The organism is Stappia sp. 28M-7 (assembly GCF_014252955.1).
Lineage (GTDB): Bacteria > Pseudomonadota > Alphaproteobacteria > Rhizobiales > Stappiaceae > Stappia.
In genome coordinates this window covers 536,621-561,484 of sequence record NZ_JACMIA010000001.1, presented here as the reverse complement: position 1 = coordinate 561,484, position 24,864 = coordinate 536,621, and the positions used below count along the sequence as shown (strand labels likewise).

Genomic DNA, 24,864 nt, shown 5'->3' with positions numbered 1-24,864 from the left:
CCGGTCGGCGTCTTTCAGTCTTCCTCGGCCATGGCGATCAGGCTGGCATTGCCGCCGGCCGCCGCCGTGTTGATCGAGACGACCTGTTCGAGCGCGAAGCGGCCGAGATAGGCCGGGCCACCGGCCTTCGGGCCGGTGCCGGACAGGCCTGATCCGCCGAAGGGCTGGGTGCCGACCACTGCGCCGATGGTATTGCGGTTGACATAGACATTGCCGACCGAAAGCCGGTCGACGACGGCCGCCACTGTCGCGTCGATACGGCTGTGCACGCCGAGCGTCAGGCCGTAGCCCGTCGCTGCGATGGTCTCCAGCATCTTCGGCAGGTCGGACGCCTTGTAGCGCACCACATGCAGGATCGGGCCAAAGGTCTCCCTGGTCAGCGCGTCGGGCCGGTCCAGCTCGACGATATGCGGGGCCACCCAGGTTCCGCGCGCCAACGTGCCGCCGGGCGCCTCGCCGGCGTACAGGACCTTCTGGCTGCGGCGCATCTCCTCGACATGGGTCAGCAAGCGGTCTCGGGCATCGAGATCGATCACCGGGCCGATATCGGTCGCCGGATCCGCCGGATCGCCGAGCGACAGCTCGCTCGCCGCGCCCTTCAGCATTTCCAGCTGCTTGTCCGCGACATCTTCCTGCAGATACAGCAGGCGGAGCGCGGAGCAGCGCTGGCCGGCGGAGCGGAAGGCCGACATCATCACGTCGTCGCAGACCTGCTCGGGCAGTGCCGTCGCGTCGACCAACATGGCGTTGATGCCGCCGGTCTCGGCGATCAGCGGTACGATGGGACCGCGCTTGGCTGCGAGCGAACGGTTGATCGCCCAGGCGGTCTCGGTCGAGCCGGTAAAGGCGACGCCGGCAACGCGCGGCTCGGCGACCAGCGCCGCGCCCAGCTCGCGCCCGCCCGGCGCAAGAATGAACACGTCTTCCGGCACGCCCGCCGCATGGATCAGCTTCGCCGCTTCGAAGGCGATCAGCGGGGTCTGCTCCGCCGGCTTGGCGATGACCGCATTGCCGGCCAGCAGCGCCGCGGTGATCTGGCCGAGGAAGATCGCCAGCGGGAAGTTCCAGGGCGAGACGCAGACGAAGACGCCGCGGCCACGCAGACGGTAGCGGTTTTCCTCGCCGGTCGGTCCGGGCATCAAGGTGCCTTCGCCGAACTGCTTCACCGCCTCGGCCGCGTAGTAGCGGCAGAAGTCGACCGCCTCGCGCACTTCGGCCAGGCCGTCGGGCAAGGTCTTTCCGGCCTCGCGGGCGAGCAGCGCCATCAGCCTGGGCGTTTCCGCCTCCAGCATGTCGCCGAGACGGGCAATCGCCGCCGCGCGCTGGTCGACGGGCGTGCGCGACCAGCGGGCAAAGCCCTTCAGCCCTGCATCGAACATCGCCGGCACCTCGTCCGCCGAGGCCTCGCGCACGGTGCCCGCGCGGGTCGCGCCATCGACCGGCGACAGGACCGAGCGTTCGTTGCCGCGCGCCTTGGCGCCCGGATAGAGCGGGCCTGCGCCCTCGACCTGACGCGGGGCCTTTGCCATGTCCTCGACCAGCCGGGAGCGGTCGCGGGCAAGGCCGAATTCCAGGCCCTTCGAGTTGTTGCGGCTGTCGCCGTAGAGCGCGGCCGGCATCGGGATCCGCGGGTTGCGGGCGCGGGTGCCGCCGGCCAAGAGGTCATGCGGGCGGGCCAGCAGCCGCGAGATCGGCACGGAGGAATCGCCCACCGCCGAGACGAAGGACGAGTTGGCGCCGTTTTCCAGCAGGCGGCGAACCAGATAGGCGAGCAGGTCGCGGTGGCCGCCAACCGGTGCGTAGATGCGGCAGGGGTGCCCGTCACGCTCGGTCACGGCCTTGTACAGGCTCTCGCCCATGCCATGCAGGCGCTGGAACTCGAAGCCGCCCTCGTTGCCCGCCATGGCGATGATCTGGGCAACCGACAGCGCGTTGTGGGTGGCGAATTGCGGATAGATGCGCGGCCGCGCGCCGAGCATCGCCCGGGCGCAGGCGAGATAGGAGAGGTCCGTTGCCGCCTTGCGGGTGAAGACCGGGAAGTCCTCCAGGCCGCGCTCTTGGGCACGCTTGATCTCGGTGTCCCAATAGGCGCCCTTGACGAGGCGCACCATGAAGCGGCGATCCAGCCGCTCGGCGAGGCTGATGATCCAATTCACCACCTCCAGTGCCCGCTTCTGGTAGGCCTGGATTGCAAGGCCGAAGCCGTCCCAACCAGCGAGCGAGGGATCGGCCGCGACAGCCGCGAAGATGTCGAGCGAGATCTCCAGCCGATCGGCCTCTTCCGCATCGACGGTGAAGTTCAGATTGTGGCGCTTGGCCGCCTGGGCGAGCTTGAGCAGCTGCGGCACCAGTTCATCGCGCACCCGCGTGCCCTTCACCGCCTCGTAGCGCGGATGCAGCGCGGAGAGCTTGACCGAAATGCCGGGACGGGCGGGCAGTTCGCCCTTGCCGGCGGCCGCACCGATGGCCTCGATCGCATCCGCATAGGATCGGAAGTAGCGCTCGGCGTCGCCGGCCGTGCGGGCGCCCTCGCCCAGCATGTCGTAGGAATAGCGGTAGCCTTTGGCTTCCTGCCCCTTCGCCCGCGACAAGGCGCCCTTGATGGTCTCGCCGAGCACGAACTGGTGGCCGAGGATGCGCATCGCCTGTCGCGTCGCCGCACGCACCGCTGGCATGCCCATGCGCTTGACCAGCGAGGCGAGGATCGTGTTGGGCTGCTCGCCTGGATGCAGCAGGCGCGAGGTGACGCCAAGCGCCCAGGACGAGGCGGACACCAGCCAGGTGTCGGATGGGCCACCCTCGGACTCGTCGAACCGGGCGGCGGCCAGCTTGTCCTCGATCAGCTTGTCGGCGGTGGCCGCATCCGGCACGCGCAGCAGCGCCTCGGCCAGCACCATCAGCGCCAGGCCCTCACGGGTCGACAGGCCGTATTCGCGCAGGAAGTCCTCGACGCCGCCGAGACCGCCGATGGCCGACCGGATCGACTGTATGTAGCCGGAGGCGATGTCGTCGACCCGAGCCTCGGTGGCCTCGTCGAAGGCGACCTTGCCGAGCAGGCCGCGAACGGCACTCTCGTCAGACGGCGCGAAGGTTGCGCGGAAGGGGGACAGATCGGTCTGCGACAGCGCGGCAGGCGCACGTTCCGGGGCAGGGCTCATGACGGCTCCAGGACAAGGGAGGACACGCAGGCGGCGGACGATCCGTCCGGCCGCTTTACCCCCGAAGAAACGCTCGCCTCCCGGGGATTTATCCCATTATACTGCCGTATATGCCGTGAATTCCGGCAAAGATTGGCATTCATAATGGAATATAACCCGTGAAATCGGAAACTGCCGCACAATCCACGGAACTTGACCGGATCGACCGCCGTATCCTCGAAGTGCTGCAGGTCGACGGGCGCATCACCACCACGGACCTTGCCGCCAAGGTGAACCTTTCCCCGACCGCCACGGCCGAACGGATGAAGCGGCTGATCCGCGAGGGATACATCCTGCGCTTTTCCGCCGAGCTCGACCCCTTGCGCCTCGGCCAGGGGCTCCTGGTGTTCCTGCAGGTCAAGCTCGACCGGACGACGCCGGACGTTTTCGACGCCTTCGCGCGGGCGGTGAAGCGCGTGCCGCAGGTGCTGGAGTGCCACATGGTGGCCGGCGGCTTCGACTATCTGGTGAAGGCGCGCGTCTCCGACATGGCCGCCTATCGCAAGCTGCTGGCGGATGCGGTACTGGATCTTCCCGGCGTTCGCGAGACGCATACCTATGCGGTGATGGAAGAGATCAAGGACACGCACGTGCTGCCCCTGTAGCTGCCGGCGACGTCGGAAGCAGGCACGGCGGCGTCACGAAGCCGTGTGTTGACCGTCATCGCAAGCGCTTGCGACACCATGCGAAACGGGAAGGGGAACTCCAGATGACCATCATCCGCCTGCTGTCGCGGCCTGTGCGCGGCGCCCTGCTGGCCGCAGCGCTGACCCTGCCGCTCGCACCTTTCGCAAGCCGCGCCGACGAGGCCGTGGATCCGGCCGACTGGACCGATGTGCTGGCAAAGGCAAAAGGGCAGACCGTCTACTTTCACGCCTGGGGCGGAGAGCCGCGCATCAACGCCTATATCGCCTGGGCGGGCGAACAGCTGCAGCAGCGCCACGGCATCACGGTGGAGCAGGTGAAGGTCGACGACACCGCCAATGTGGTCGCGCGCATCGTCGCCGAGAAGGCCGCCGGCCAGGACAGCGGCGGTGCCGTCGACCTCGTCTGGATCAACGGCGAGAACTTCGCTTCGCTGAAGAAGGCGGGCCTGCTCATGTCGCCGGGCTGGGCGACAAAGCTCCAGAACTGGCCGCTGGTCGACGTGGAGAACAAGCCGGCGGTCGTCACCGACTTCACCGAACCGACCGACGGCCAGGAAAGCCCGTGGGGCATGGCCAAGCTCGTCTTCATGCATGACACGGCAACACTGGCGGAGCCGCCGAAGACGCTGGACGCGTTGGCTGAGCATGTGAAGGCCAATCCGGGCCGCTTCACCTATCCGCAGCCGCCCAACTTCCACGGCTCCACCTTCCTGAAGCAGGTGCTGGCCACCACCATCGCCGACAGGGCGAAGCTGTCGCGCCCCGTCGACCCGGCAAGCTTCGAGGCCGATGTCGCCCCGCTCTTCGCCTATCTCGATGCGCTGCATCCCAACATGTGGCGGCAGGGCCGGGCCTTCCCGCAGAACCAACCGGCCCTGCGCCAGCTGCTGGCCGACGGCGAGATCGACATCGCCTTCACCTTCAATCCGGCAGGCGCCTCCGCGGCCATCGCCGCCGGAGAACTGCCCGACACGGTGCGCACCTTCGTGCTGGACGGGGGCACCATCGGCAACGCCCATTTCCTCGCCATCCCCTTCAATGCTAGCGCCAAGGCCGGCGCCCTCGTCCTTGCCGACTTCCTGCTGTCGCCGGAAGCACAGGCGCGCAAGCAGGACCCGGCGATCTGGGGCGACCCGACCGTGCTCGCGGTCGAACGGCTGGAGACAGCGGAGCGCGAGCGCTTCGCAGCGCTGGATCTCGGCATCGCCACCCTGTCTCCAGAGGAGCTCGGGCCGGTGATCGAGGAGCCGCACGCCAGCTGGATGGTGGAGCTGGAGCGCGCCTGGACCGCTCGCTACGCCTCGCAGTGAGTCGGCAGCCGACTGAAAGGCCCGGCCGGTCATGTTGAGGCTGGCACCCGTCCTGGCGCTGACGCTGATGCTGGGGCCGGTGGCGGCCGGGCTCTTCGGCACCTTGCTGCCGGCTGCCGGCTATGTGCCGGCGCTCGGCAGCGACACCGTGTCGCTCGCGCCGCTGCGCATGTTCCTCGCCCAACCCGGCATTGGCCTGTCTGCGGCCCTGTCGCTCGGCACGGGGCTGGCGGCGACATTCGGCGCCTTCGCGGCCGTTGTCCTGTTCACTGCCGCCTTCGAGGGCACCCGCTTCTTCTGCATAATACGCCGGCTTCTGTCGCCGCTGATGGCCGTGCCGCATGCGGCCGCCGCCTTCGGCCTAGCCTTCCTCATCGCCCCTTCCGGCTTCGTCATGCGGCTGCTGTCGCCCTGGGCAACCGGGTTCCAGCGCCCGCCCGACGTGCTGATCGTCGGCGACCCACTCGGGCTGACGATGACGCTCGGACTGATGGCGAAGGAAATCCCGTTCCTGTTCCTGATGCTTCTTGCCGCCCTGCCGCAGGCAGACCCTGTGCGCAGCCGGCGGGTGGCGGCGAGCCTCGGCTATGCGCCGGTTGCTGCTTGGCTCACCACCGTGCTGCCGCGCATCTATCCGCAGATCCGCCTGCCGGTCTTCGCCGTGCTTGCCTACGCCACGTCCGTCGTCGACGTGGCGCTGATCCTCGGACCGACCACACCGCCGCCGCTGGCCGTGCGCCTGACCGGATGGATGAACGACCCCGACCTGTCGCTGCGCTTCATGGCCTCGGCCGGTGCTCTGGCGCAGCTCAGCCTCAGCCTCCTTGCCATCCTGCTGTGGATGATCGGCGAGCGGCTTGCCGCAAGTCTCGGCCGCCGCTGGATCGAGAGCGGCCGACGCAGCGCGGCGGAGCATCTGGCGGCCGCCGTTTCCGGAAGCGCCATGGCGCTGCTCGCCGCAGCGATGCTCTCGGGCCTTGCGCTTCTGGCGCTGTGGTCGGTGGCCGGCCCCTGGCGGTTTCCCGATCCCCTGCCCGACGTCCTGACGCTTCGCGCCTGGACGATGCACGCGAGCGCGGCGGGAAACGCCATCGCCACCACCATCGCCATCGCGCTGCCGGTGGTCATCGTGGCGATCGCGCTCGCGCTCGCATGCCTGGAGGGCGAAACGCGCGACGGCCGCACCATCCGTCACCGGTCGCTGCCGCTGCTCTACCTGCCGCTGATCGTGCCGCAGATCGCCTTCGTCTTCGGCCTGCAGGTCCTGTTCCTGATGGCGGGGCTGCACGACACCCTCCTTGCCGTCGCGCTCGGCCATATGGTCTTCGTGCTCCCGTATGTCTTTCTCGCGCTGTCAGACCCCTGGCGCGCGGTCGACCCCCGTTACGGCCATATGGCCGGGGCGCTCGGCGCCTCGCCCGCCCGCACCTTCTGGAGGGTCCGCCTGCCACTGGCGCGCAAGGCGGTGGCGACCGCCACCGCACTCGGCTTTGCCGTTTCCGTCGCACAGTATCTGCCGACGCTGCTGATCGGCGGGGGGCGGGTGTCGACAGTCACGAGCGAGGCCGTGGCGCTGGCCGCCGGCGGCAACCGGCAGCTGGTCGGCATTTACGCGCTTTTGCAGATGCTGCTTCCCTTCGCCGCCTTCCTGCTGGCAGCGGCAGTTCCCGGTGTCGCCCATCGGCGCCGGCGGGAGAACGAGACCACCGCATGACCGATGCCCTCATCTTCGACAAGGTCCGGATCACGCTCGCGGGGCGCGATCTCATCTCGCTCGACCGCGCGATTGCGCCGGGCGAAGTGCTGACGGTGATGGGCCCCTCCGGCATCGGCAAGTCGACGCTGCTTGCCCACGCGGCCGGCTTCCTCGATCCGGCCTTCAGCGCCTGCGGCCGGGTGTTGTCCGGCGAGACCGAGCTTACCGGCCTGCCGCCGCACCAGCGCCGGCTGGGGCTGCTGTTTCAGGATCCCTTGCTGTTTCCGCATATGAGCGTCGGCGAGAACATCGCCTTCTCCTTGCCGGCTGCGCTGCACGGGCGTGTGAGCCGGCGGCAGGCCGTGGCTGCCGCGCTTGCCGATGTCGAACTTGCCGGCTTTGAAGCCCGCGACCCGGCCACTCTCTCAGGCGGCCAGAAGGCTCGCGTCGCCCTCATGCGCGTGCTGGAATCGCAGCCGCGAGCGCTGCTGCTCGACGAACCGTTCTCCCGGCTGGATGCAGCGCTGCGCGATCAGATCCGTCAGCTCGTCTTCGCCAAGGCGCGCGAGCGCGGCCTGCCCGTACTTCTCGTCACCCACGACCGGGCGGATGCGGAGGCCGCCGCCGGTCCGGTCGTCGACTACGGCTGAGACGGGCCTTGCGGTCAGCTTGCCGCTTCGGCAGGCGCAGACTGCAACAGGCCGTAGCGCTCGATGCCGATCTGCTCGATCAGCTGGAGCTGCGTCTCCAGGTAGTCGATATGGGCTTCCTCTTCGGCCAACAGCTCTTCGAAGAGAAGCTTCGAGACGTAGTCGCCGGCCGCAAGCGTCACCTCGCGCGCCTCCTTGTAGAGCGCACGGGCCGAATACTCGCCGGCGAGATCCGCCTCCATCACATCCTTCAGCGACTGACCGATGCGCAGCGGATCGAGGCTCTGCATGTTGGGAAAGCCGCCCAGGAAAAGGATCCGCTCGATGAGCTGGTCGGCATGCGCACGCTCCTCCATCGACTCCTCAAGTTCCTTTGCCGCCAACTTGCCGTAGCCCCAGTCTTCCAGCATGCGATGATGCAGCCAGTACTGGTTGACGGCGGTCAGCTCATGCCGAAGGGCCTTGTTGAGATACTCGATTACCCTGGCATCACCCTTCATCGCGGTTCTCCCCCGCTGCCGGCGGCGTGCCCTTGTCCGCCGGTGCTTCCTCGTGAATGATCGGTATGACGGTGCTGAAACAGCTGCCGCAACGCGGGCGCTTGCCGAGCGCACGGAACACTGCGCCGGGCGTCACGACCACGCGGTCGGGACCCGATTGCAGCTCGCGCGCGGCCTTGCGCAACTCCTTGTCCGTCAGGACATTGCAGGAACAGACGATCACGTTGGATCCCGGCCAGCCTCTCCGACCGGCCCTCTTCGTAAAGTTGAACTTTCGACACTACATATGGGACGCTCCGACGCGATGCAAACCCGTTGCCTTGCGCATGTCGAAATACGATGTCGCGATGCCGTCCCGCTGTCACGACATCATTTGCTTCGAGGCGTTCGCAACGCACAATTTCTTCCAATGGCATCAACAGTCTGGCTCGACCCAGCGGTGCAGCGACCGCCTCATGCACCGCCCCCGCAGGTTTCCTTCCCCGCAGATCCATTTGCGTAGAATGAGATCAATATAGACCTCCCGCTAACCGCGCTCGACGCGCGCCCTGACCGGTTCGACAAGGCCGGGACCTTGCGGCATGCGCATGCGGGAAAGGACGCCTCTTGCTGCAACGCAACACCATTTCGGGGCGTTTTTCCTGTCAATTCAACCGCTCAAGACAATAACAACAATTTTACACTTCCCGCCCATAACTCTTTCCCTAGAGAAACGGAAATGATCCTGCAAGGAAGGGAAGAACGGTGATGGGCCTGCTTTCGCGCCTCAATCTGGTCTCCATCGTATCGATGGCCGCCGCGCTTATGATCGTGCTCGCTCTAGGTACGGTCGGTACGGTCATGTACATGGTGATCTCTGACCGCATCACGCACGATGCCGTCACCCGGCAGGATGCGAGCTTGCGCGTTGCCGCGACCATCGTCTCCGGCGACATGCCCGGCACGACCGTCACCTGGAGAGCGGACGGCAATGTCGATCGCGTCGTGATGGAGAGCATTCCCGACGAGATTTCCGATCACTCGATGATCGACAAGATCGGACGCATGACCGGCGAAACCGTCACGGTCTTCAAGTGGGACCCTGAAAGCCGCGATTTCTGGCGCAAGACCACGAACATCATCAAGCCGGACGGCAACCGTGCCGTCGGCACCCCGCTCGGCCAGAACGGTGCGGTCTATCCGGTTGTCACCAAGGGGCAGACCTTCCGCGGCGAAGCGGTGATCCTCGGCACGCCCTATTACACGATCTATGCGCCGATCTATGCGCCGTCCGGCGAGATCTCCGGCATTCTCTATGCGGGCGTGCGCAAGGCGACGATCAACGCGCTGATGGATGCGGTCACCAGCAAGCTGGCTCTCGCCTTCCTGCCGATCATTGTCGTTGCGGTTGGCGGCATGGCACTGCTGACACGCCGGTTGCTGAAGCCGATCCCGCAGCTCGCCGAGGTCGCCCATCGGATCGCCGATGACGATCTCGCCGTCGAAGTGCCCTATACCGCCCGCAAGGACGAGATCGGCCAGCTCGGCTCGGCCATCGACGTGCTGAAGGCTCGCGCCCTCGACCGGCAAAAGCTGGCGGCCGACCGCGAGACGTTCGTCGGCGAGAGCCGCCGCCGCCAGAGCGAAGTCGACGAGCTCATCGCGGACTTCCGCGACAAGGTGCAGGCGCTGATCGGCACGGTGAGCGAAACGGCCAGCGGGCTGGACGAGACCGCCCGCGCCCTGTCCGCCTCCGCCCAGGAAAGCGCCGAGCGCGCCAGCGAGACCTCGCAGGCCAGCTCCGCCGCCACCGGCAACGTCCAGACCGTGGCCAGCGCCGCCGAGGAGCTCTCCGCCTCCATCGCCGAGATCTCCCGCCAGGTCGGCCAGACCACACAGGTCGTCAACCAGGCCACCCAGGGCACCCACTCCACCAACGAGAAGGTCGCGGGCCTTGCCGCCGCCGCCCACAAGATCGGCGAGGTCGTCTCGCTGATCCAGGCCATCGCCGAGCAGACCAACCTTCTCGCGCTGAACGCCACCATCGAGGCGGCCCGTGCCGGCGAGGCCGGCAAGGGCTTTGCCGTCGTCGCCGCCGAGGTCAAGGAGCTGGCCAACCAGACCTCCAAGGCGACCGAGGAGATCGGCGCCCAGATCGCCGCGATCCAGGGCTCGACCGGCGAGGCGGTCGCCGCCATCGGCGAGATCGCCCAGATCATGCAGGAAGTGAACGGCTACACCGCCTCCATCGCCTCCGCCGTCGAGCAGCAGGGTGCCGCCACCAGCGACATCTCCCGCTCGGTGCAGCAGGCGGCCGAAGGCACCGGCGCCGTGACCCGCAACATGGAGATGCTCGCCCACACCGTCGACAGCACGTCGGCCGCCGCCGACAACGTCCTCGACGCCTCCGGCGCCATGAGCCGCAACACCGACGCCCTGCGCGGCGAAATCGACCGGTTCCTGGCCCGCGTGGCCGCTGCATAGGCACAGGTTTCGCCGTCGACGGGCGACAACCGGCGATTTTGTCCAACGACATGCGGCGCGCCTCTCCGTAGGCGCGCCGTTTCTTTTCAAGCCCTTGGAATCGCTTAAGTTGTTTTCCGGAGAAAATTCCCCCGGATTTTACCGAAGATTCACCGACGCACGCCTAGGGTTCCACAACGAACGGGTGTGGAGGGTAGTTTATGTCCCGGCTGTTGGGCCTGATTGGCAATCTCGGATTTGCCGCCAAGATCGGTGGCGGCTTTGCAATCGTACTGCTTCTTGCGGCTGTTCTCGGCGGTGTCGGCACCATGGCCATCGGCGGCCTGACCAGCCAGATGAACACGTCGAGAATCGCAACCGGTGTCGTCGCCAGCCTGCAGGAGGTCTCCGCCGCTCGCGAGACCTTCCTCCAGAGCCGCAAGGCGGAGGACGCTGAAAAGACCGAAGCCGCCGTGAGCGATCTCGCCAAGGAGCTCGAGGCACTGAAGGCGTCCGTCGCCAGCGATGCGACCGCCAGCAGCGAAGTGTCTGCCGCCATCGAGGCCGTCTCGGTCATGCGCAACAACTTCGCCGATGTAGGCTCGGAGACCAGCCGCCAGCAGGAACTGAACGGCGAACTGGCCGCCTCGATTGCCCGCCTCGGCGAGTTGTCCAAGCAGATCAACGGCGACATGCAGATCGTCCGCCGCGATGCCAAGCGCGAGAGCCTGCGGGCTGCCGCCACCCGGCGCAAGGCGGATGACATCATCCGCTTCGTCGTGGCACTGCGCGAAGAGGCGCTGCGCACCCAGTACATGTTCCTGCGTTCAACCACCTCGACCGCCGACGGCCTGCTGGAAGAGGCAATGGCCGAAGCCCAGAAGCTTCGCGACAATGCGCGTGCGCTGACCAATGCTCGCGTCGACGGCGTCGACCAGGCAAGCGTCGAGTTGCTGGCGAGCCGCTCCGCCGAACTGCAGGAGCAGTTCACCACGCTGGCCGGCACCACGTCCTTCGCCGATGTTCACAAGCTGCGCGGCCAGGTCAACAAGACGCTGGAAGACATCGTCGCGGCGGCCAAGGATGTCCAGACGTCCGCCTACAAGGCCATCGATGCGATCCAGCAGGATGTCCAGTCCCGCGACATCGCCTTGATCAAGGTCGACCTCGTCTCGGCCAATGCCAGCGACCTGTCGCGGCAGGCCCTTGCGGTCAAGTCGACGACGCTCGGCTTCCTGTCCGGCTTCGGCGACACCAATGCCGAAGTCGTGATGCGCGACATCTCCGAACTCAGCTTCGTTGCCGGAACGCTCGCCGCCTCGGCCAGCCAGTTCCCGGGGGTCGCCGAGAAGGTGCAGCTGGCGCAGACCGAGATCGACGGTTACCGCACGTCTTTCGAGAACATGCTCAAGAGCCTCGAGGCCGTCCGTACGTCCTCGCAGCAGCTCGCGGGCGTCACCGCCGACATGCGCCGCCAGATCACCTCGCTCGCCAGCGAGCAGGCCGAGCGGGCTGCCGGCTCGGGCACTGCCAGCTTCTGGACCATCGTGGTCACGCTGGCCAGCGTCGTCGGCCTCGGCATTGCCGTCGCCATCGTCCTGTCGCTCGCCATCACCCGCCCGACGCGCCGCCTGACCGAGATCATGGGCCGGCTTGCCGAAGGCGATACCGATGTGGAAATCGACGGCACCGAGCGCGGCGACGAGATCGGCGCGATGAGCCGCACGGTCGAGGTGTTCCGCGACAATGCCCGCGAGCGTGCCCGCATGCGGGAAGAGCAGGAACTCGAGCAGCAGGCCGCCGCCGCTCGTCAGGCACGCGTCGACGAGCTGATCGGCTCCTTCCGGGCGCAGGTCCAGGAACTGCTGTCGTCCGTCGGCGACACCGCCGCCGGCATGGAAGCAACCGCTCGTGACCTGACGCGCATTGCCGGCGAAAGCGCCGGGCGCGCGGAAGAGACCACCCAGGCAAGCGGCGCGGCCACGCACAATGTGGAAAGCGTCGCCACCGCCGCGGAGGAACTCGCCGCGTCCATCGCCGAGATCGCCCGCCAGGTCGGCCAGACCACCGAGGTCGTCAACCAGGCGAGCCATGGCACCCGCCAGACCAACGAGAAGATCTCGGGTCTTGCAGCCGCCGCGCAGAAGATCGGCGAGGTCGTGACCCTGATCCAGGCGATTGCCGAGCAGACCAACCTGCTGGCTCTCAATGCCACCATCGAGGCAGCGCGTGCCGGTGAAGCCGGCAAGGGCTTCGCCGTGGTCGCGGCCGAAGTGAAGGAACTGGCCAACCAGACCTCCAAGGCAACCGAGGAGATCGGCGCCCAGATCGCCGCGATCCAGGGCGAGACCAAGGAGGCCGTCGAGGCCATCGCCGCGATCACCCAGACGATGCAGGAGGTCGACAGCTACACCTCCGCCATCGCCGCTGCCGTCGAGCAGCAGGGTGCGGCGACCAACGAGATCTCGCGCAACGTCCAGAACGCGGCCGAGGGGACCACGTCGGTCACCAGCAACATGGGCGAACTGGCCAATGCGGTCGCCGAAACCAACGCTTCGGCGGACATGGTTCTCGTCGCTTCCAGCGATGTCGGCGAGAAGACGCGTCAGCTGCGCGCCCAGATCGACCGCTTCCTGAACGACGTCGCAGCGGCCTGATCCCGGTCAGCCGATAGCGGCTTGAGAACAAAAAACAGCCCGGGCGGTTTATCCACCCGGGCTGTTTGCTTTGGGTAGCCCCGTCGACGTGCGGCGTGGTTTGTCAGCCTGCGAGTTTAGCGACTGCTCGTTTGGCCATGACGGCGATGAGGTTTGCGCGGTATTCGGCCGAGCCGTGGATGTCTGAGATGAGGTCGTCGGCCTCGGTTGCGACGGCGGCCGCGGCCTCCGGCGTGAAGCTCTGCGACAGCGCCTGTTCCAGCCCCTCGTGGCGGAAGACGCCGTTCGACCCGGCGCCCGTCACCGCGACCCGTACCCCGTCCTCGGTGCGGGCAATGAACACGCCGGCCATCGCATAGCGCGAGGCCGGGTTCGGATACTTGGCATAGGCGCAGGCCGCGCAGGCGGGGATTTCTACCGCCGTCACGATCTCCCCCTCCTCCAGCGCCGTCTCGAACAGGCCGGTGAAGAACTCCTCAGCCGCAAGCCGGCGCTTGTCGGTGACGATCGTCGCCCCCAAGGCCAGCATCGCCGAAGGATAGTCCGCCGCCGGGTCGTTGTTGGCGATCGATCCGCCGATCGTCCCGCGGTGGCGCACATGCGGATCGCCGATATGGCCGGCAAGCTCCGCAAGCCCCGGCGCCAGCCGCCGCACGCTCTGCGAGCCGGCAACCTCCGCATGGGTCGTCGCCGCCCCGATCCGCAAGGCACCGCCCGTCTCCGCGATCCCCTTCAGGTCGGCGACATGCGTCACGTCGACAAGATCGGACGGCGCCGCCAGCCGCTGCTTCATCGTCGGCAGCAAGGTCATGCCGCCAGACAGGATCTTGCCGTCCTCGCTGCCGGCGATCTTCGCCGCCGCATCGGCGACGCTCGTCGCCCGGTGATAGGTCGTCTCGTACATCCCGGTTCTCCCTCGCCCGGCAGTTCCGACCGGGCCTCTTGCTCGTCTGGTGAGGCGCCCCCGGGGCCTAGGGCCGTCCGGGAGCGCCGTCCTCAAGGATTGCGTGGGCGTCTGTTCCGCCGTGCTGCTCCGCTGCCCTATTCGGCGGCCTGTGCCGGCCGGACCGTCTTCAGCGCCGCCCACACCGCCTGCGGCGTTGCCGGCATCTCCAGCGCGTTGGTGCCGATCGCGTCGGTGATCGCGTTCATCACCGCCGGCGGCGAGCCGATCGCCCCCGCCTCGCCGCAGCCCTTCATCCCCAGCGGGTTGCCCGGGCACGCCGTCACCGTCGTCATCAGCCGGTAGGACGGCACGTCGTCGGCGCGCGGCATCGTGTAGTCCATGTAGGACGCCGACAGCAGCTGACCGTCCGCGTCATAGGACGCGTTCTCCAGCAGCGCCTGGCCGATGCCCTGCGTCAGACCGCCATGCACCTGCCCTTCCACGATCATCGGGTTGATGATCGTCCCGAAGTCGTCCGCCGCAACGAAGTCGACAATCTCGACCTTGCCCGTCTCCGGGTCCACCTCCACCTCGCACACATAGGTGCCGGCCGGGAACGTGAAGTTGGTCGGGTCGTAGAACGCCCCCTCCTTCAGGCCCGGCTCCATCCCGGCGGGCAGGTTGTGCGCCGTATAGGCGGCAAGCGCCACCTGGAAGAACGGCAGCTCCTTGTCCGTGCCGGCCACCTTGAACGTGCCGCCCTCCAGCGCGATGTCCCCTTCCGAGGCCTCAAGCAGGTGCGCTGCGATCCGCTTCGCCTTCGCCTCCACCTTGTCCAGCGCCTTGACGATCGCCGACATGCCGACCGCGCCCGAGCGCGAGCCGTAGGTGCCCATGCCGAACTGCACCTTGTCCGTGTCGCCATGCACGATCGCGACCGTGTCGAGGCCGACGCCGAACCGCTCCGCCACCAGCTGCGCAAAGGTCGTCTCGTGGCCCTGGCCATGGCTGTGCGAGCCCGTCAGCACCTCGATCGTGCCGACCGGGTTCACCCGCACCTCCGCCGATTCCCACAAGCCGACGCCCGCTCCCAGCGAGCCGACCGCCTGGCTCGGCGCAATGCCGCACGCCTCGATGTAGCAGGACAGCCCGATGCCGCGCAGCTTGCCCCGCCGCGCCGCCTCCGCCTTGCGCGCCGCAAAGCCCGCATAGTCGATCGCCGACAGCGCCGCCTCCAGCGAGGCATCGTAGTCGCCCGCGTCGTAGCACATGATCACCGGCGTCTGGTGCGGGAACGAGCGGATGAAGTTCGCCCGCCGGAACTCGGCCGGGTCCATCCCCACCTCGCGCGCCGCCGTCTCCATCATCCGTTCCAGCAGGTAGGTCGCCTCCGGCCGCCCCGCCCCGCGATACGCATCCACCGGCACCGTGTTGGTGTAGACCGTCTTCACGTTGCAGTGGATCGCCGGGATCGCATACTGGCCAGACAAGAGCGTCGCGTAGAGATAGGTCGGCACCGACGAGGAGAACAGCGACATGTAGGCGCCGAGATTCGCCACCGTCTTCACCCGAAGCCCAAGGATCCGGTTCTGCGCGTCCAGCGCCATCTCCGCTTCCGAGTAGTGGTCGCGGCCATGCGCGTCCGTCAGGAACGCCTCCGTGCGCTCGCACGTCCACTTCACCGGGACGCCCGTCTTCTTCGACGCCCACAGGCACACCATCTCTTCCGGATAGATGTAGATCTTCGACCCGAAGCCGCCGCCCACATCCGGCGCGATCACCCTGAGCTTGTGCTCCGGCGCGATGTTGTAGAAGGCCGACAGCACCAGACGCGCCACATGCGGGTTCTGCGAGGTCGTCCACAGCGTGTAGTGCTCGTCCGCCTCGTCGTACTGGGCAAGGGCCGCGCGCGGCTCCATCGGGTTCGGCACCAGCCGGTTGTTGCGGATCTCCATCCGCGTCACATGCGCCGCAGAGGCGAAGGCCGCCTCGGTGGCGGCCGCATCGCCGATCTCCCAGTCGTAGATCAGGTTGCCCGGCGCTTCCTCGTGCAGCTGCGGCGCGCCGTCCTTCAGCGCGTCCAGCGCATCCACCACCGCGGGCAGCGGCTCGTACTCGACCTCCACCGCATCGGCGGCATCGCGCGCCTGGCCCCGCGTCTCGGCGATCACCACCGCCACCGCCTGGCCGACATGGCGCACATGCTCGCTCTCCAGCGCCCGCCAGGCGCCCATCTTCATCGGGCTGCCGTCCTTCGAGTGGATCATCCAGCCGCAGATCAGGTTGCCCACCCCGTCCGCAACCAGTTCCTGCCCGCTCAGCACCGCGATCACGCCCGGCATGGCCCGGGCCGCATCCGCATCGATCGACACCACCTTCGCATGAGCATGGGGCGAGCGCACGAACACCGCATGCGCCATGCCCGCCACCGTCATGTCGTCCGTGTAGCGGCCCTTGCCGGTGATGAAGCGCTTGTCCTCGCGGCGCTGCACGCGCGCGCCGATACCTTCAACCGAACCTGCCATCTCGTCCTCCCTCGCGGATGCCCGCGGCCGCCGGCCTCCTCGCCGCGCCGCACTCCGCTTCGACATTGTCCTTGCTCGAACTGTCCTTGCCCGAAGTTCTGGCCCGAAGCCCTGATCCGGACGATGCGCCCGGACACCCTGCCCGGCAGGCCCGCCGCAGGGCCGTTCCCCCCAGAACGCCCCAGAACGGCCGCGGGCCTTGCACCGGCAGGGCGGCTTCAGCGCCCTATTCGGCCGCCGTCTTCATCCCGGCCATCGTCTGGCTCGCGGCCGCGATCGCCTTGACGATGTTGTGGTAGCCCGTGCAGCGACAGATGTTGCCTTCCAGCTCGGCCCGGATCGTCGCCTCGTCCAGCGGTCCCCCGCCATGGCGCGCGATCATGTCCACCGCCGCCATGATCATCCCCGGCGTGCAGAAGCCGCACTGCAGCCCGTGATGCTCCTTGAACGCCGCCTGCACCGGGTGCAGCTCACCCCCGGACGCAAGACCCTCGATCGTCGTCACGTCCGACCCCGAGGCCTGCGCCGCAAGCATCGTGCAGGACTTCACCGCCTTGCCGTCCACATGCACCACGCACGCCCCGCATTGCGACGTGTCGCAGCCCACATGCGTCCCCGTCAGGCCAAGACCCTCGCGCAGGAACTCAACGAGAAGCGTCCGGTCCTCGACCGTCCGCGTCACCGTCCGCCCGTTCACGACCATGCTCACTTCGGCCATGCAAATCCTCCCTCGTTCCAAAAGGCCTGTTCCAACGCCCCTTCAGGACCCGGCCGGCCATCTTCAAACCTGTTGCCCAAACCAGTGCGCGCCAACACCGGCGCGCCAAACTCAGCGCGCCAACCTCACCGTGTCAGCGCCAGGATCACGATCACCACCGCAAGCGCCGCAAGCCCCCACACCATCGGGCCGCCGAGAAAACCCCGGCCCGCCGCCGCCTCGACCTCGGTCTCGACCTCGCGCGCCGTCTTCACGACCCGCTCCTCCGCCTCGTGCACCGCATCAGAGACCGCCTCGCCGACATCGCCGGGAAGCCGCGACAAAGCCGCGCTCTTCGCCGCCTCGATCTCGCCCGCATCCGGCTCGTCCGCAAACGCCGCAGCACCAGCGCCAGCAGCAGCACCAGTCTCGCCCGACGCCGCGCCGCCCTCCACGATCTCCTTGAACTTGCCGAAGAACTCGTCCGCCATCTTGCGCGACGTCGACACGATCAGACGGCTGCCAAGCTGCGCCAGCTTGCCGCCGACCTGCGCCTTCACCGTGTAGCTCAGCACCGTCTCGGCCCCGTCCTCGGCCAGCGACACATCCGCCGCGCCCTTGGCAAAGCCGGCAACCCCGCCCTTGCCCTCGCCGACAATCGTGTAGCTCTCAGGCGGGTTCAGGTTCTCAAGCGTCACCGCGCCCTTGAACGTCGCCTTCACAGGCCCGATCTTCGCAACGACCGTCGCCGTCATCTCCCGATCCGAAACCTTCTCAAGCTCCTCGCAACCGGGAATGCACCGACGCAGAACATCCGCATCGTTCAGCGCGGCCCAAACCGCCCCGCGACCCGCCAAAATCCGATACTCGCCAACCAAATCCATGGAAACGCCAATCCCTCTCTTCGGCGCGCGCCCTGCGGAACGCCGACCCTTTCCCTAAGCTTGGCCAAGCCGATCACACCTTTCAAGTGCTTGAAAGAAAATCAGCTACAAACTTCTCTTTGGTGCAGCGCAGCAGTGCGCGGGCGACGCGAGGAGATTGACCCGCGCCATGAACCGCCCTAAGGCCAACGGAAACGGCACCCGCGCGACGGTGGGCGCCAGATCTTGCCCGGCGCGGCGCCGGGCCGTACGAAAAGGCAGTTCGTTCCCGTGTCCGCTCGCTCCGCCATGCCCGGCTCCGATCCCGCTCCCGCCCCTGCCGGCAAGCCGCCGGCCGCATGCTGGCCGCTGATGCTGGAAACACGCGGCTGGGAGGACTACGCGCTGCTCGACTTCGGGCACGGACGCAAGCTGGAGCGCTACGGCCGCATCGTCGTCGACCGGCCGGAGCCCCAGGCGATGGGCGCACCGCGCCTGCCGGAAAAGCGCTGGCTGTCGGCCGATGCCGTGTTCACCGGCAATGACGAGGACGACGGCCCGGGCCGCTGGCGGCTGAACCGCGACCTGCCCGAAACCTGGCCGATGCGCTTTCACGACGTCCACTTCCTCGGCCGGTTCATGTCGTTCCGCCATGTCGGCGTGTTTCCCGAGCAGGCCGCGCACTGGCAGTGGATGGCCGAGCGGGTGGCCGCCCGCAAGGCGGCCGGCGGCAAGCCGATGCGCATCCTCAACCTGTTCGGCTATACCGGCCTTGCCTCGCTGGTACCGGCCGCGGCCGGGGCCGAGGTCACCCATATCGATGCCTCCAAGAAGGCGATCGGCTGGGCGCGCGAGAACCAGGCGATGTCCGGGCTGGACGACCTGCCGGTGCGCTGGATCTGCGAGGACGCGGTGAAATTCGTCGCCCGCGAGGTCAAGCGCGGCAACCGCTACGACGGCATCCTGCTCGATCCGCCGAAATACGGCCGCGGCCCGAAGGGCGAGGTCTGGGACCTCTATGAAAGCCTGCCCGCATTGATGCCGATGATCGAGGAGATCCTGTCGCCGGAAGCCGACTTCCTGGTGCTGACGGCCTATGCGATCCGCGCGAGCTTCCTGTCGCTGCACGAGCTGATGGCCGAAACCCTGTCGCGGCGCGGCGGCGTGCTTGCCTCCGGCGAGCTGGTGCTGCGCGAGGAAGGCGGCAGCCGCGCGCTCTCCACCTCGCTCTACAGCCGCTGGAGCGCCTCATGAGCACGAACCTCCCGCGTCCCGGACAGGTCAAGCAGGTCACCTCCTTCTCCAATCCGCTGGTCAAGGACATCAAGGCGCTGATCGCCCAGCGCAAGCACCGCCAGAAGAGCGGGCGCTTCGTCGCCGAAGGGCTGAAGCTTGCCACCGACGCGCTGGCTGCCGGCTGGGAGGTCGACATGCTGGTGCTCGGCCCGGAGGCGCGCGACAGCGCCCCGGCGCGCGAGGTCGCAGCGACCGCAAGGGCGCGCGGCGCCACGATCCTGGAGGTCTCCACCGCCGTACTGGCCGCGATGACCCGGCGCGACAATCCGCAGATGGTCGTCGGCGTCTACGGGCAGCGCCTGCTCTCCGCTTCCGCGCTGGAGAAAGCCTTCGCCGCTGCGCCGCAGGGCGTGTGGGTGGCGCTCGACCAGGTGCGCGACCCTGGCAATCTCGGCACCATCATCCGCACCGCAGACGCGGTCGGGGCATCCGGTGTCATCCTGGTCGGCGACACCACGGATCCCTTCGCCGTCGAGGCGGTGCGCGCCACCATGGGATCGCTGTTCCATGTGCCGCTGGCCCGCCTCACCCGCGAGGGCTTTCGCGAGCTCGCCGCACGCTGGCCGGGCACGGTCGTCGGCACCCATCTCAAGGGCTCGTCCGACTATCGCACCATCGACTATCGCCGCCCGTCGCTGCTGCTGATGGGCAACGAGCAGTCCGGCCTGCCGCAGGAGATGGCGGAGGCCTGCAGCGCGCTCGCTCGCATTCCGCAGACAGGCCAGGCCGACAGCCTCAATCTGGCGGTCGCGACTGCCGTGATGCTCTACGAGATCCGTCGCGGCGACCTCTCACTCACCTGATCAGACCTTTTCGGGAGCCTGAACCATGCGCCTTTTCGTCTTCGGCCTCGGCTATTCGGCGGATGCTTTCGTCCGACGCGTCTCCAGCCGCTGCGAGACGATCACGGCGACTACGCGAAGCGAGGAGAAGGCCGCGCGGCTTGCCGAGCGGGGCATTGTGCCCGTCCTTTTCGACGGCACTGCGCCCAGCGAGGCAGTGCGCGAGGCGCTTGCCGATGCCACCCATGTGCTCGTCTCCATCGCGCCGGGCGAGGCCGGCGATCCGGTGCTTGCCCATCACGCCGCCGACCTTGCCGCCGCGCGCCCGAACTGGGTGGGCTACCTCTCCACCGTCGGCGTCTACGGCAATCACGACGGGGGCTGGGTCGACGAGGAAACGCCCTGCCGGCCAGTATCGCGGCGCTCCCGCCAGCGGGTCGAGGCGGAAGAGGCTTGGCTCGCCTTTGCAGCGGAACATGACGTTCCGGTCCAGATCTTCCGCCTGTCTGGCATTTACGGTCCGGGCCGCAATGCCTTCATGAATTTCGAGAAGGGCACCGCCCGCCGGCTGATCAAGCCGGGCCAGGTGTTCAACCGGATCCATGTGGAAGACATTGCCGGTGCGCTGGAGGCGGCGGTCCATGCCACCCCGGCGACGCGTATCTTCAACGTCACCGACGACGAACCGGCGCCGCCCCAGGACGTGATCACCTATGCGGCGAAGCTGTTGGGCGTTGCGCCGCCGCCGGAGCAGGATTTCGAGACCGCCGACCTGTCGCCGATGGCCCGCTCCTTCTATGGCGAGAACAAGCGCGTCTCCAATGAGCGCGTGAAGCGGGAGCTCGGCTACACGTTCCGCTATCCCGACTACCGGACCGCGCTTGACGCCCTCCACCGCGACGGCTGGCGCTGAGCCGCCGCGTCAGTCCACCGCCGTCTCGCCTGCCGCGCCGAAGCGCACCTTCGGTCCCTCGAGTGCTGCAAGATTGCGCCGAGGCGGGATGGCGGCGATTTCCAGGATGAGCTTCTTGCGGACCGCATCGGCGAAGGTCGCGGTGGAATCGGCCGAGACGACGAAGGAACCCGGCCCCCCGATGATGCGCTCGGCGAAGGCCGCCTCCAGATCGTAGGAGACCGGCCGGCCGGAGCAGTGGCGACACAGCACGGCGAGACCGTTGATAACGATGCCCGAGGCAACCACCTCGGCGCGGGCCGTTTCCAGCGGCGGCCCGCTCCAGCTGTTCGCGCTGTCGGCGGAAACGTCGATCACACGGCGCAGGCCCGTGTAGTCGTTGCCCTCGATCAGCTGCTTGCCCTTCAGCAGGGCCGAGCCGATGGCATTGCGGCCGAAGGCGCGCCGCGGCGCAGCCATCAGCTTCTGCGCGAAGTCTTGCGCCGCCTGCGGTCCGTCGATGACCGTCCACGCGACCACCACGTCCTGCGAGACGTCGTTGCCCCATTCGACATAGGTCACCGCGATCTTGCCGTAGACGTTGTCGAGGATCGCGGAGAGCACCATCGGGTCGGTGATCGCGTCGGCATAGCCCTGCCGCTGGAACCGGATCTCCGCATCATCGATGGAGCCGGTGGAATCGGCGAGCAGCACCAGTTCCAGGTCGAGCTCCTCGGCACCTGCCCGGTGGACCGGCGCGGCGAGCGCCACGAGGAGGGAAAGGGCAAGGCAGGCGAATGCGCGCATGGCCGTGTCTCCTGAACGTCCGGGACCTTCAGTCAAACACGGCCCGCGGCGGAGCCGAAAGGCCAAACAATCGGCAGCCCTTCACATTATCGCCAGCCCGAGCCGGCTGTGGCTAGCAAAGGTCAGCCGCCTTGGCGCCTGGGTCACGCACCGGATTCATGCGTCTTTCCCTCGTGCCAGGGGCCGTGGACGCTCCCGACAAGGCATGTGGTCTTGCACTTGGTGCGGCACCGCTTGCCGGAGTTGCGGACAATGCCGGCCCGCGCCAGCAACGACGGCCGGAACGTCCAGGATGTGTCGAGATCCTGCCCGCGGTCGCGCAGCGGCAGCCATTCGGGCGCCAGGACCTGGCGCCGCCCGGCCTCGTCGGTGCGCTCCACATGGATGCGCAGCGGCCAGGAGCGAAGCCCGCCCTGTGCCAGACAAAGGCCGAACCGCCCCGCCTGCCCGGTCTCTTCCAGCACGCGCCCGATCCGCTCCATCGCGGCCGCAGCCCGCGACAGGTCCGCCTCGCCCAGCCCGTGACGCGCGAAGGCAAGCGGCAGCCAGCGGCCGTCCAGAAACCGCCACGAGGTCGGCAGGCCGCCACGGGAGAGAACGGAGGCCTGCGCACACACCCCGGTCGAGAGAGTATTGGCGCGCCTGTCGTGGCTTTCCCAGACCACTTCGCCGGCTCCGAGCGTGAAGTGAACATGAAGCAGACTGACGCCGAACGTGTTTTCGAGGCCAGCCTCGACAAGAATGTCGGCAATCTTCGAAAACAGATGCCCATCTCCCGTCTCATCGAAACGCTCGACATCGTCGACATAGGGCAGTCCGGCGTAGGGAAGCGGCAACGCATGCAAGGAATGGCTGGTCGCGGACATGATCGTCTCCTGAAAAATGCATGAATGAAGCACCCTGGGGTCTCTGCAAGCGAAACCCCGGGAGGCATTCAATCCCGATCACGAGCTATTTTCAATCAGGAGACGAATTTTACTCTAGGTAATGCCCTCAATGAGTGCAAAACACCCTAACCTCCGCCGCCTCCTGCCGGCAGGGGCGGCATCTTTCGCCCACGGCGCTGCGCGAAGGCCGTCGTGGCAAGGCTGCCGACCACCAGCACCATGGCCACGGCGAGCGTCAGCGTTGGCGCCGCCCCCAGGAACACCACCGACAGGATCACCGCCGTCACTGGGCTGAGACCGAGAAAGGCCGTCACCACCGCGGCCTGCAGCCGGCTCAGCGCATAGAGCCAGAGCAGGAAACCAACGCCGCTCGACAGGCCGACAAAACCGACCAGAACCAGCGTCTGCCGCGACCAGTCGGCCATCGGCAGGCCCTGCCCTTCGAAAAGCGCCATGACACCGAGCGGCACCAGCGAGGCAAGCATGGCGATGACGCTGACCTTGGCGACGCCGCAGCGCTGCAGATACGGCCGGTAGAGATGGGAACACAGCGCACCGGTCAGCGTCGCCAGCGCCGCGCAGCCGACGCCGATCCAGTCGGAGGCGAGCATGCGGCCAGTCAGGGCCTCGCCCGCCAGCAGGAAGACGACGCCGATCACCGACAGCACGATGGAGGCGAGCTCCAGCGGCGAAACGCGCCCCGATGCAAAGCGCAGCCCCAGCGCCAGCGTGACAATGGGCAGGGTCGCGAACACCAGCGCCACCCGCGGCGAGCCGGTATGCAACACCGCCACGTTGAGCAGGGCCACTAGGACGCCGAACTGGCCGATGCCAATCAGCGCCACGGGAAGCATGTCGCGCCGCGAGACCGGCGTGCCGGACGAGAGCAGCGCGACCGGCACCAGGATCAGCAACGCGATGGCATAGCGCAGGAAACCCAGCCGCCCGGCGCCGACTTCGGCGACCACCGCCTCGCTCGCCACCAGCGTGGCTCCGACCTGCAGGCCGGTGAAGATCGAGGCGAAGATCGGCCCGTTCACAGGTTGCGCCCCCAGATCTGGCCAACAAGGTCCTTGCCGAAGCTGCGGTGCCGCTCCTCCTCCAGCAGTTCGAACCCGGCCGCCTCGTAGATGCGCCGCGCGGACACCAGAATGTCGTTGGTCCACAGCACCATGCGCCGGTAGCCGGCGCTGCGGGCAAAGCGCAGACACTCATCGACGAGCGCCCGGCCCAGCCCGCGTCCGCGCGCTGCCGGGTCGACATAGAGCATGCGCAGCTTGGCGACCTCCTCGTCCTGGCGCACGACGAAGACCGAGCCGACGATCTCGCCTTCCATCTCGGCGATCCAGCAGCGCTCATGGGCCGGATCGAACTCAGCGATGAACTTGCCGGCGATTTCCGAGACTAGCCCCTCGAAGGTCCAGTCGAAGCCGTATTCCTTGGCATACAGAGCGGCCTGCCGGTGGACGATCCAGCCGAGATCGCCGGGGCGCGGATCGCGCAGGATGAAGGTGCGGGTGTCCGGCGTGTCGCCCAGCAGCCGGCGGATGCGGGCCATGGCGCCGGTGACCTGGCTGCGCTCTTCCTGCGACAGCGGCGCCAGCAGCACCCCGACTTCCCTGGTCGATGCCTCGTTGAGCCCGGCATAGACCTCGCGCCCGCGATCGCTCAAGGCCAGCGCCAGCCGCTTGGCGTTCTCCGGCGAAGGCGTACGGACCAGCAGCCCGTCGCTCTCCAGTCCCGACAGCAGCCGGCTGAGATAACCGGCATCCATCTGCAGGACATCTCCCAACTCGCGCGCCGAAGGCGGCGCATCGGGGCGGGCGCAGGCGAGTTCATGGAGAATGCGTACCTGGGCAAGCGTATAGTCGGTGGCGAGCATGCGCTCGTTCAGCGCGCCCACCAGCCTTGTGTGGAAGCGATTGAACTGACGGACGGCAGCGACGTCCTCGTCGCGCACGGCAGAGTCCAACATGTTGCCGATCTCTCAATAGTGTTGCTTCAGTCAAGATATCGGATCGCATGCGTTGGTCAACGGAAATGGCCGTGGCGGAATTACGCAGAACGAAAAACGCGCAGCCTTAGGGACTGCGCGTCGTTTCCTGTCGGTTCTCAGGCTGGGCGACCAGC

General features: G+C 67.6%; 20 protein-coding genes. 9 read left to right on the top strand and 11 right to left on the bottom strand.

Features of this window, described 5'->3' with window-relative positions; all coding sequences use genetic code 11:
- Positions 1–14: 14 nt before the first annotated feature.
- Positions 15–3,158: a bifunctional proline dehydrogenase/L-glutamate gamma-semialdehyde dehydrogenase PutA gene (gene putA, locus H7H34_RS02520; protein ID WP_185924138.1), complete on the bottom strand. Its 3,144-nt coding sequence runs from the start codon at positions 3,156–3,158 to the stop codon at positions 15–17.
- 158 nt (positions 3,159–3,316) lie between these two features.
- On the opposite strand from putA, the gene H7H34_RS02515 reads away from it, so the two are divergent.
- From H7H34_RS02515 to H7H34_RS02500, 4 genes are all read left to right on the top strand, one after another.
- Positions 3,317–3,802, top strand: a complete 486-nt coding sequence (locus H7H34_RS02515; RefSeq protein ID WP_067220041.1) for an Lrp/AsnC ligand binding domain-containing protein — start codon at positions 3,317–3,319, stop codon at positions 3,800–3,802.
- Positions 3,803–3,906: 104 nt separating this feature from the next.
- The gene (locus tag H7H34_RS02510) at positions 3,907–5,154 is read left to right on the top strand and encodes an ABC transporter substrate-binding protein (RefSeq protein ID WP_185924137.1); all 1,248 of its coding nucleotides are present in this window, start codon (positions 3,907–3,909) and stop codon (positions 5,152–5,154) included.
- Between the two features lie 31 nt (positions 5,155–5,185).
- Positions 5,186–6,868, top strand: a complete 1,683-nt coding sequence (locus H7H34_RS02505; RefSeq protein WP_185924136.1) for an ABC transporter permease — start codon at positions 5,186–5,188, stop codon at positions 6,866–6,868.
- Entirely contained in the window at positions 6,865–7,500 is a 636-nt protein-coding gene (locus H7H34_RS02500; protein ID WP_185924135.1) for an ATP-binding cassette domain-containing protein, read from the top strand. The genes H7H34_RS02505 and H7H34_RS02500 overlap by 4 nt, the downstream gene beginning before the upstream one ends.
- Before the next feature lie 14 nt (positions 7,501–7,514).
- On the opposite strand, the gene bfr is transcribed toward H7H34_RS02500, so the two are convergent.
- Both bfr and H7H34_RS02490 read right to left on the bottom strand, forming a co-directional pair.
- Positions 7,515–8,000: a bacterioferritin gene (gene bfr, locus H7H34_RS02495; protein ID WP_185924134.1), complete on the bottom strand. Its 486-nt coding sequence runs from the start codon at positions 7,998–8,000 to the stop codon at positions 7,515–7,517.
- Positions 7,990–8,223: a (2Fe-2S)-binding protein gene (locus tag H7H34_RS02490; RefSeq protein WP_120268410.1), complete on the bottom strand. Its 234-nt coding sequence runs from the start codon at positions 8,221–8,223 to the stop codon at positions 7,990–7,992. The genes bfr and H7H34_RS02490 overlap by 11 nt, the downstream gene beginning before the upstream one ends.
- A gap of 524 nt (positions 8,224–8,747) precedes the next feature.
- Here H7H34_RS02490 and H7H34_RS02485 point away from each other — a divergent pair.
- Together H7H34_RS02485 and H7H34_RS23255 are read left to right on the top strand one after the other, a co-directional pair.
- Positions 8,748–10,463 (top strand): methyl-accepting chemotaxis protein, encoded by a 1,716-nt coding sequence (locus H7H34_RS02485; protein WP_185924133.1) that lies wholly within the window; start codon positions 8,748–8,750, stop codon positions 10,461–10,463.
- 200 nt (positions 10,464–10,663) lie between these two features.
- Complete coding sequence (locus H7H34_RS23255; protein WP_208996908.1) at positions 10,664–13,099, top strand: methyl-accepting chemotaxis protein; 2,436 nt, start codon at positions 10,664–10,666, stop codon at positions 13,097–13,099.
- Between the two features lie 103 nt (positions 13,100–13,202).
- On the opposite strand, the gene H7H34_RS02475 is transcribed toward H7H34_RS23255, so the two are convergent.
- The 4 genes from H7H34_RS02475 to H7H34_RS02460 form a co-directional block, all read right to left on the bottom strand.
- Positions 13,203–14,003: an FAD binding domain-containing protein gene (locus H7H34_RS02475; RefSeq protein WP_185924132.1), complete on the bottom strand. Its 801-nt coding sequence runs from the start codon at positions 14,001–14,003 to the stop codon at positions 13,203–13,205.
- 137 nt (positions 14,004–14,140) lie between these two features.
- The gene (locus H7H34_RS02470) at positions 14,141–16,510 is read right to left on the bottom strand and encodes a xanthine dehydrogenase family protein molybdopterin-binding subunit (protein WP_185924131.1); all 2,370 of its coding nucleotides are present in this window, start codon (positions 16,508–16,510) and stop codon (positions 14,141–14,143) included.
- 226 nt (positions 16,511–16,736) lie between these two features.
- Positions 16,737–17,228 (bottom strand): (2Fe-2S)-binding protein, encoded by a 492-nt coding sequence (locus H7H34_RS02465; RefSeq protein WP_120270924.1) that lies wholly within the window; start codon positions 17,226–17,228, stop codon positions 16,737–16,739.
- Between the two features lie 125 nt (positions 17,229–17,353).
- Positions 17,354–18,091: an SRPBCC family protein gene (locus tag H7H34_RS02460; protein WP_185924130.1), complete on the bottom strand. Its 738-nt coding sequence runs from the start codon at positions 18,089–18,091 to the stop codon at positions 17,354–17,356.
- A 288-nt stretch (positions 18,092–18,379) separates the two neighbouring features.
- On the opposite strand from H7H34_RS02460, the gene H7H34_RS02455 reads away from it, so the two are divergent.
- Genes H7H34_RS02455 through H7H34_RS02445 form a run of 3 tightly spaced genes read left to right on the top strand, consistent with a single transcriptional unit; the run spans position 18,380 to position 21,061 of the window.
- Entirely contained in the window at positions 18,380–19,324 is a 945-nt protein-coding gene (locus H7H34_RS02455) for a class I SAM-dependent methyltransferase (protein ID WP_185926408.1), read from the top strand.
- Positions 19,321–20,169, top strand: coding sequence for a TrmH family RNA methyltransferase (locus H7H34_RS02450; RefSeq protein ID WP_120270250.1), 849 nt, complete (start codon positions 19,321–19,323; stop codon positions 20,167–20,169). Before H7H34_RS02455 ends, H7H34_RS02450 begins: the two co-directional genes overlap by 4 nt.
- A 25-nt stretch (positions 20,170–20,194) precedes the next feature.
- On the top strand, positions 20,195–21,061 hold the full coding sequence (locus H7H34_RS02445) for an SDR family oxidoreductase (RefSeq protein WP_185924129.1): 867 nt from the start codon (positions 20,195–20,197) through the stop codon (positions 21,059–21,061).
- Between the two features lie 9 nt (positions 21,062–21,070).
- On the opposite strand, the gene H7H34_RS02440 is transcribed toward H7H34_RS02445, so the two are convergent.
- From H7H34_RS02440 to H7H34_RS02425, 4 genes are all read right to left on the bottom strand, one after another.
- Positions 21,071–21,847, bottom strand: coding sequence for a DUF1194 domain-containing protein (locus tag H7H34_RS02440; RefSeq protein WP_185924128.1), 777 nt, complete (start codon positions 21,845–21,847; stop codon positions 21,071–21,073).
- A gap of 143 nt (positions 21,848–21,990) precedes the next feature.
- Complete coding sequence (locus H7H34_RS02435; RefSeq protein WP_185924127.1) at positions 21,991–22,713, bottom strand: hypothetical protein; 723 nt, start codon at positions 22,711–22,713, stop codon at positions 21,991–21,993.
- A 146-nt stretch (positions 22,714–22,859) separates the two neighbouring features.
- Complete coding sequence (locus H7H34_RS02430; RefSeq protein WP_185924126.1) at positions 22,860–23,774, bottom strand: DMT family transporter; 915 nt, start codon at positions 23,772–23,774, stop codon at positions 22,860–22,862.
- Positions 23,771–24,709, bottom strand: coding sequence for a bifunctional helix-turn-helix transcriptional regulator/GNAT family N-acetyltransferase (locus H7H34_RS02425; protein ID WP_185924125.1), 939 nt, complete (start codon positions 24,707–24,709; stop codon positions 23,771–23,773). Before H7H34_RS02425 ends, H7H34_RS02430 begins: the two co-directional genes overlap by 4 nt.
- Positions 24,710–24,864 lie beyond the last annotated feature (155 nt).

Bases quoted from the DNA above. Each gene is read 5' to 3' on its own strand.
- H7H34_RS02460 (WP_185924130.1), bottom strand. From the start codon at position 18,091: ATGGATTTGGTTGGCGAGTATCGGATTTTGGCGGGTCGCGGGGCGGTT.
- H7H34_RS02455 (WP_185926408.1), top strand. From the start codon at position 18,380: ATGCCCGGCTCCGATCCCGCTCCCGCCCCTGCCGGCAAGCCGCCGGCC.
- H7H34_RS02435 (WP_185924127.1), bottom strand. From the start codon at position 22,713: ATGTCCGCGACCAGCCATTCCTTGCATGCGTTGCCGCTTCCCTACGCC.
- H7H34_RS02505 (WP_185924136.1), top strand. From the start codon at position 5,186: ATGTTGAGGCTGGCACCCGTCCTGGCGCTGACGCTGATGCTGGGGCCG.
- H7H34_RS02500 (WP_185924135.1), top strand. From the start codon at position 6,865: ATGACCGATGCCCTCATCTTCGACAAGGTCCGGATCACGCTCGCGGGG.
- H7H34_RS02445 (WP_185924129.1), top strand. From the start codon at position 20,195: ATGCGCCTTTTCGTCTTCGGCCTCGGCTATTCGGCGGATGCTTTCGTC.
- H7H34_RS02465 (WP_120270924.1), bottom strand. From the start codon at position 17,228: ATGGCCGAAGTGAGCATGGTCGTGAACGGGCGGACGGTGACGCGGACG.
- H7H34_RS02425 (WP_185924125.1), bottom strand. From the start codon at position 24,709: ATGTTGGACTCTGCCGTGCGCGACGAGGACGTCGCTGCCGTCCGTCAG.
- putA (WP_185924138.1), bottom strand. From the start codon at position 3,158: ATGAGCCCTGCCCCGGAACGTGCGCCTGCCGCGCTGTCGCAGACCGAT.
- H7H34_RS02485 (WP_185924133.1), top strand. From the start codon at position 8,748: ATGGGCCTGCTTTCGCGCCTCAATCTGGTCTCCATCGTATCGATGGCC.
- H7H34_RS02470 (WP_185924131.1), bottom strand. From the start codon at position 16,510: ATGGCAGGTTCGGTTGAAGGTATCGGCGCGCGCGTGCAGCGCCGCGAG.
- H7H34_RS02450 (WP_120270250.1), top strand. From the start codon at position 19,321: ATGAGCACGAACCTCCCGCGTCCCGGACAGGTCAAGCAGGTCACCTCC.
- H7H34_RS02475 (WP_185924132.1), bottom strand. From the start codon at position 14,003: ATGTACGAGACGACCTATCACCGGGCGACGAGCGTCGCCGATGCGGCG.
- H7H34_RS02440 (WP_185924128.1), bottom strand. From the start codon at position 21,847: ATGCGCGCATTCGCCTGCCTTGCCCTTTCCCTCCTCGTGGCGCTCGCC.
- H7H34_RS23255 (WP_208996908.1), top strand. From the start codon at position 10,664: ATGTCCCGGCTGTTGGGCCTGATTGGCAATCTCGGATTTGCCGCCAAG.
- H7H34_RS02510 (WP_185924137.1), top strand. From the start codon at position 3,907: ATGACCATCATCCGCCTGCTGTCGCGGCCTGTGCGCGGCGCCCTGCTG.
- bfr (WP_185924134.1), bottom strand. From the start codon at position 8,000: ATGAAGGGTGATGCCAGGGTAATCGAGTATCTCAACAAGGCCCTTCGG.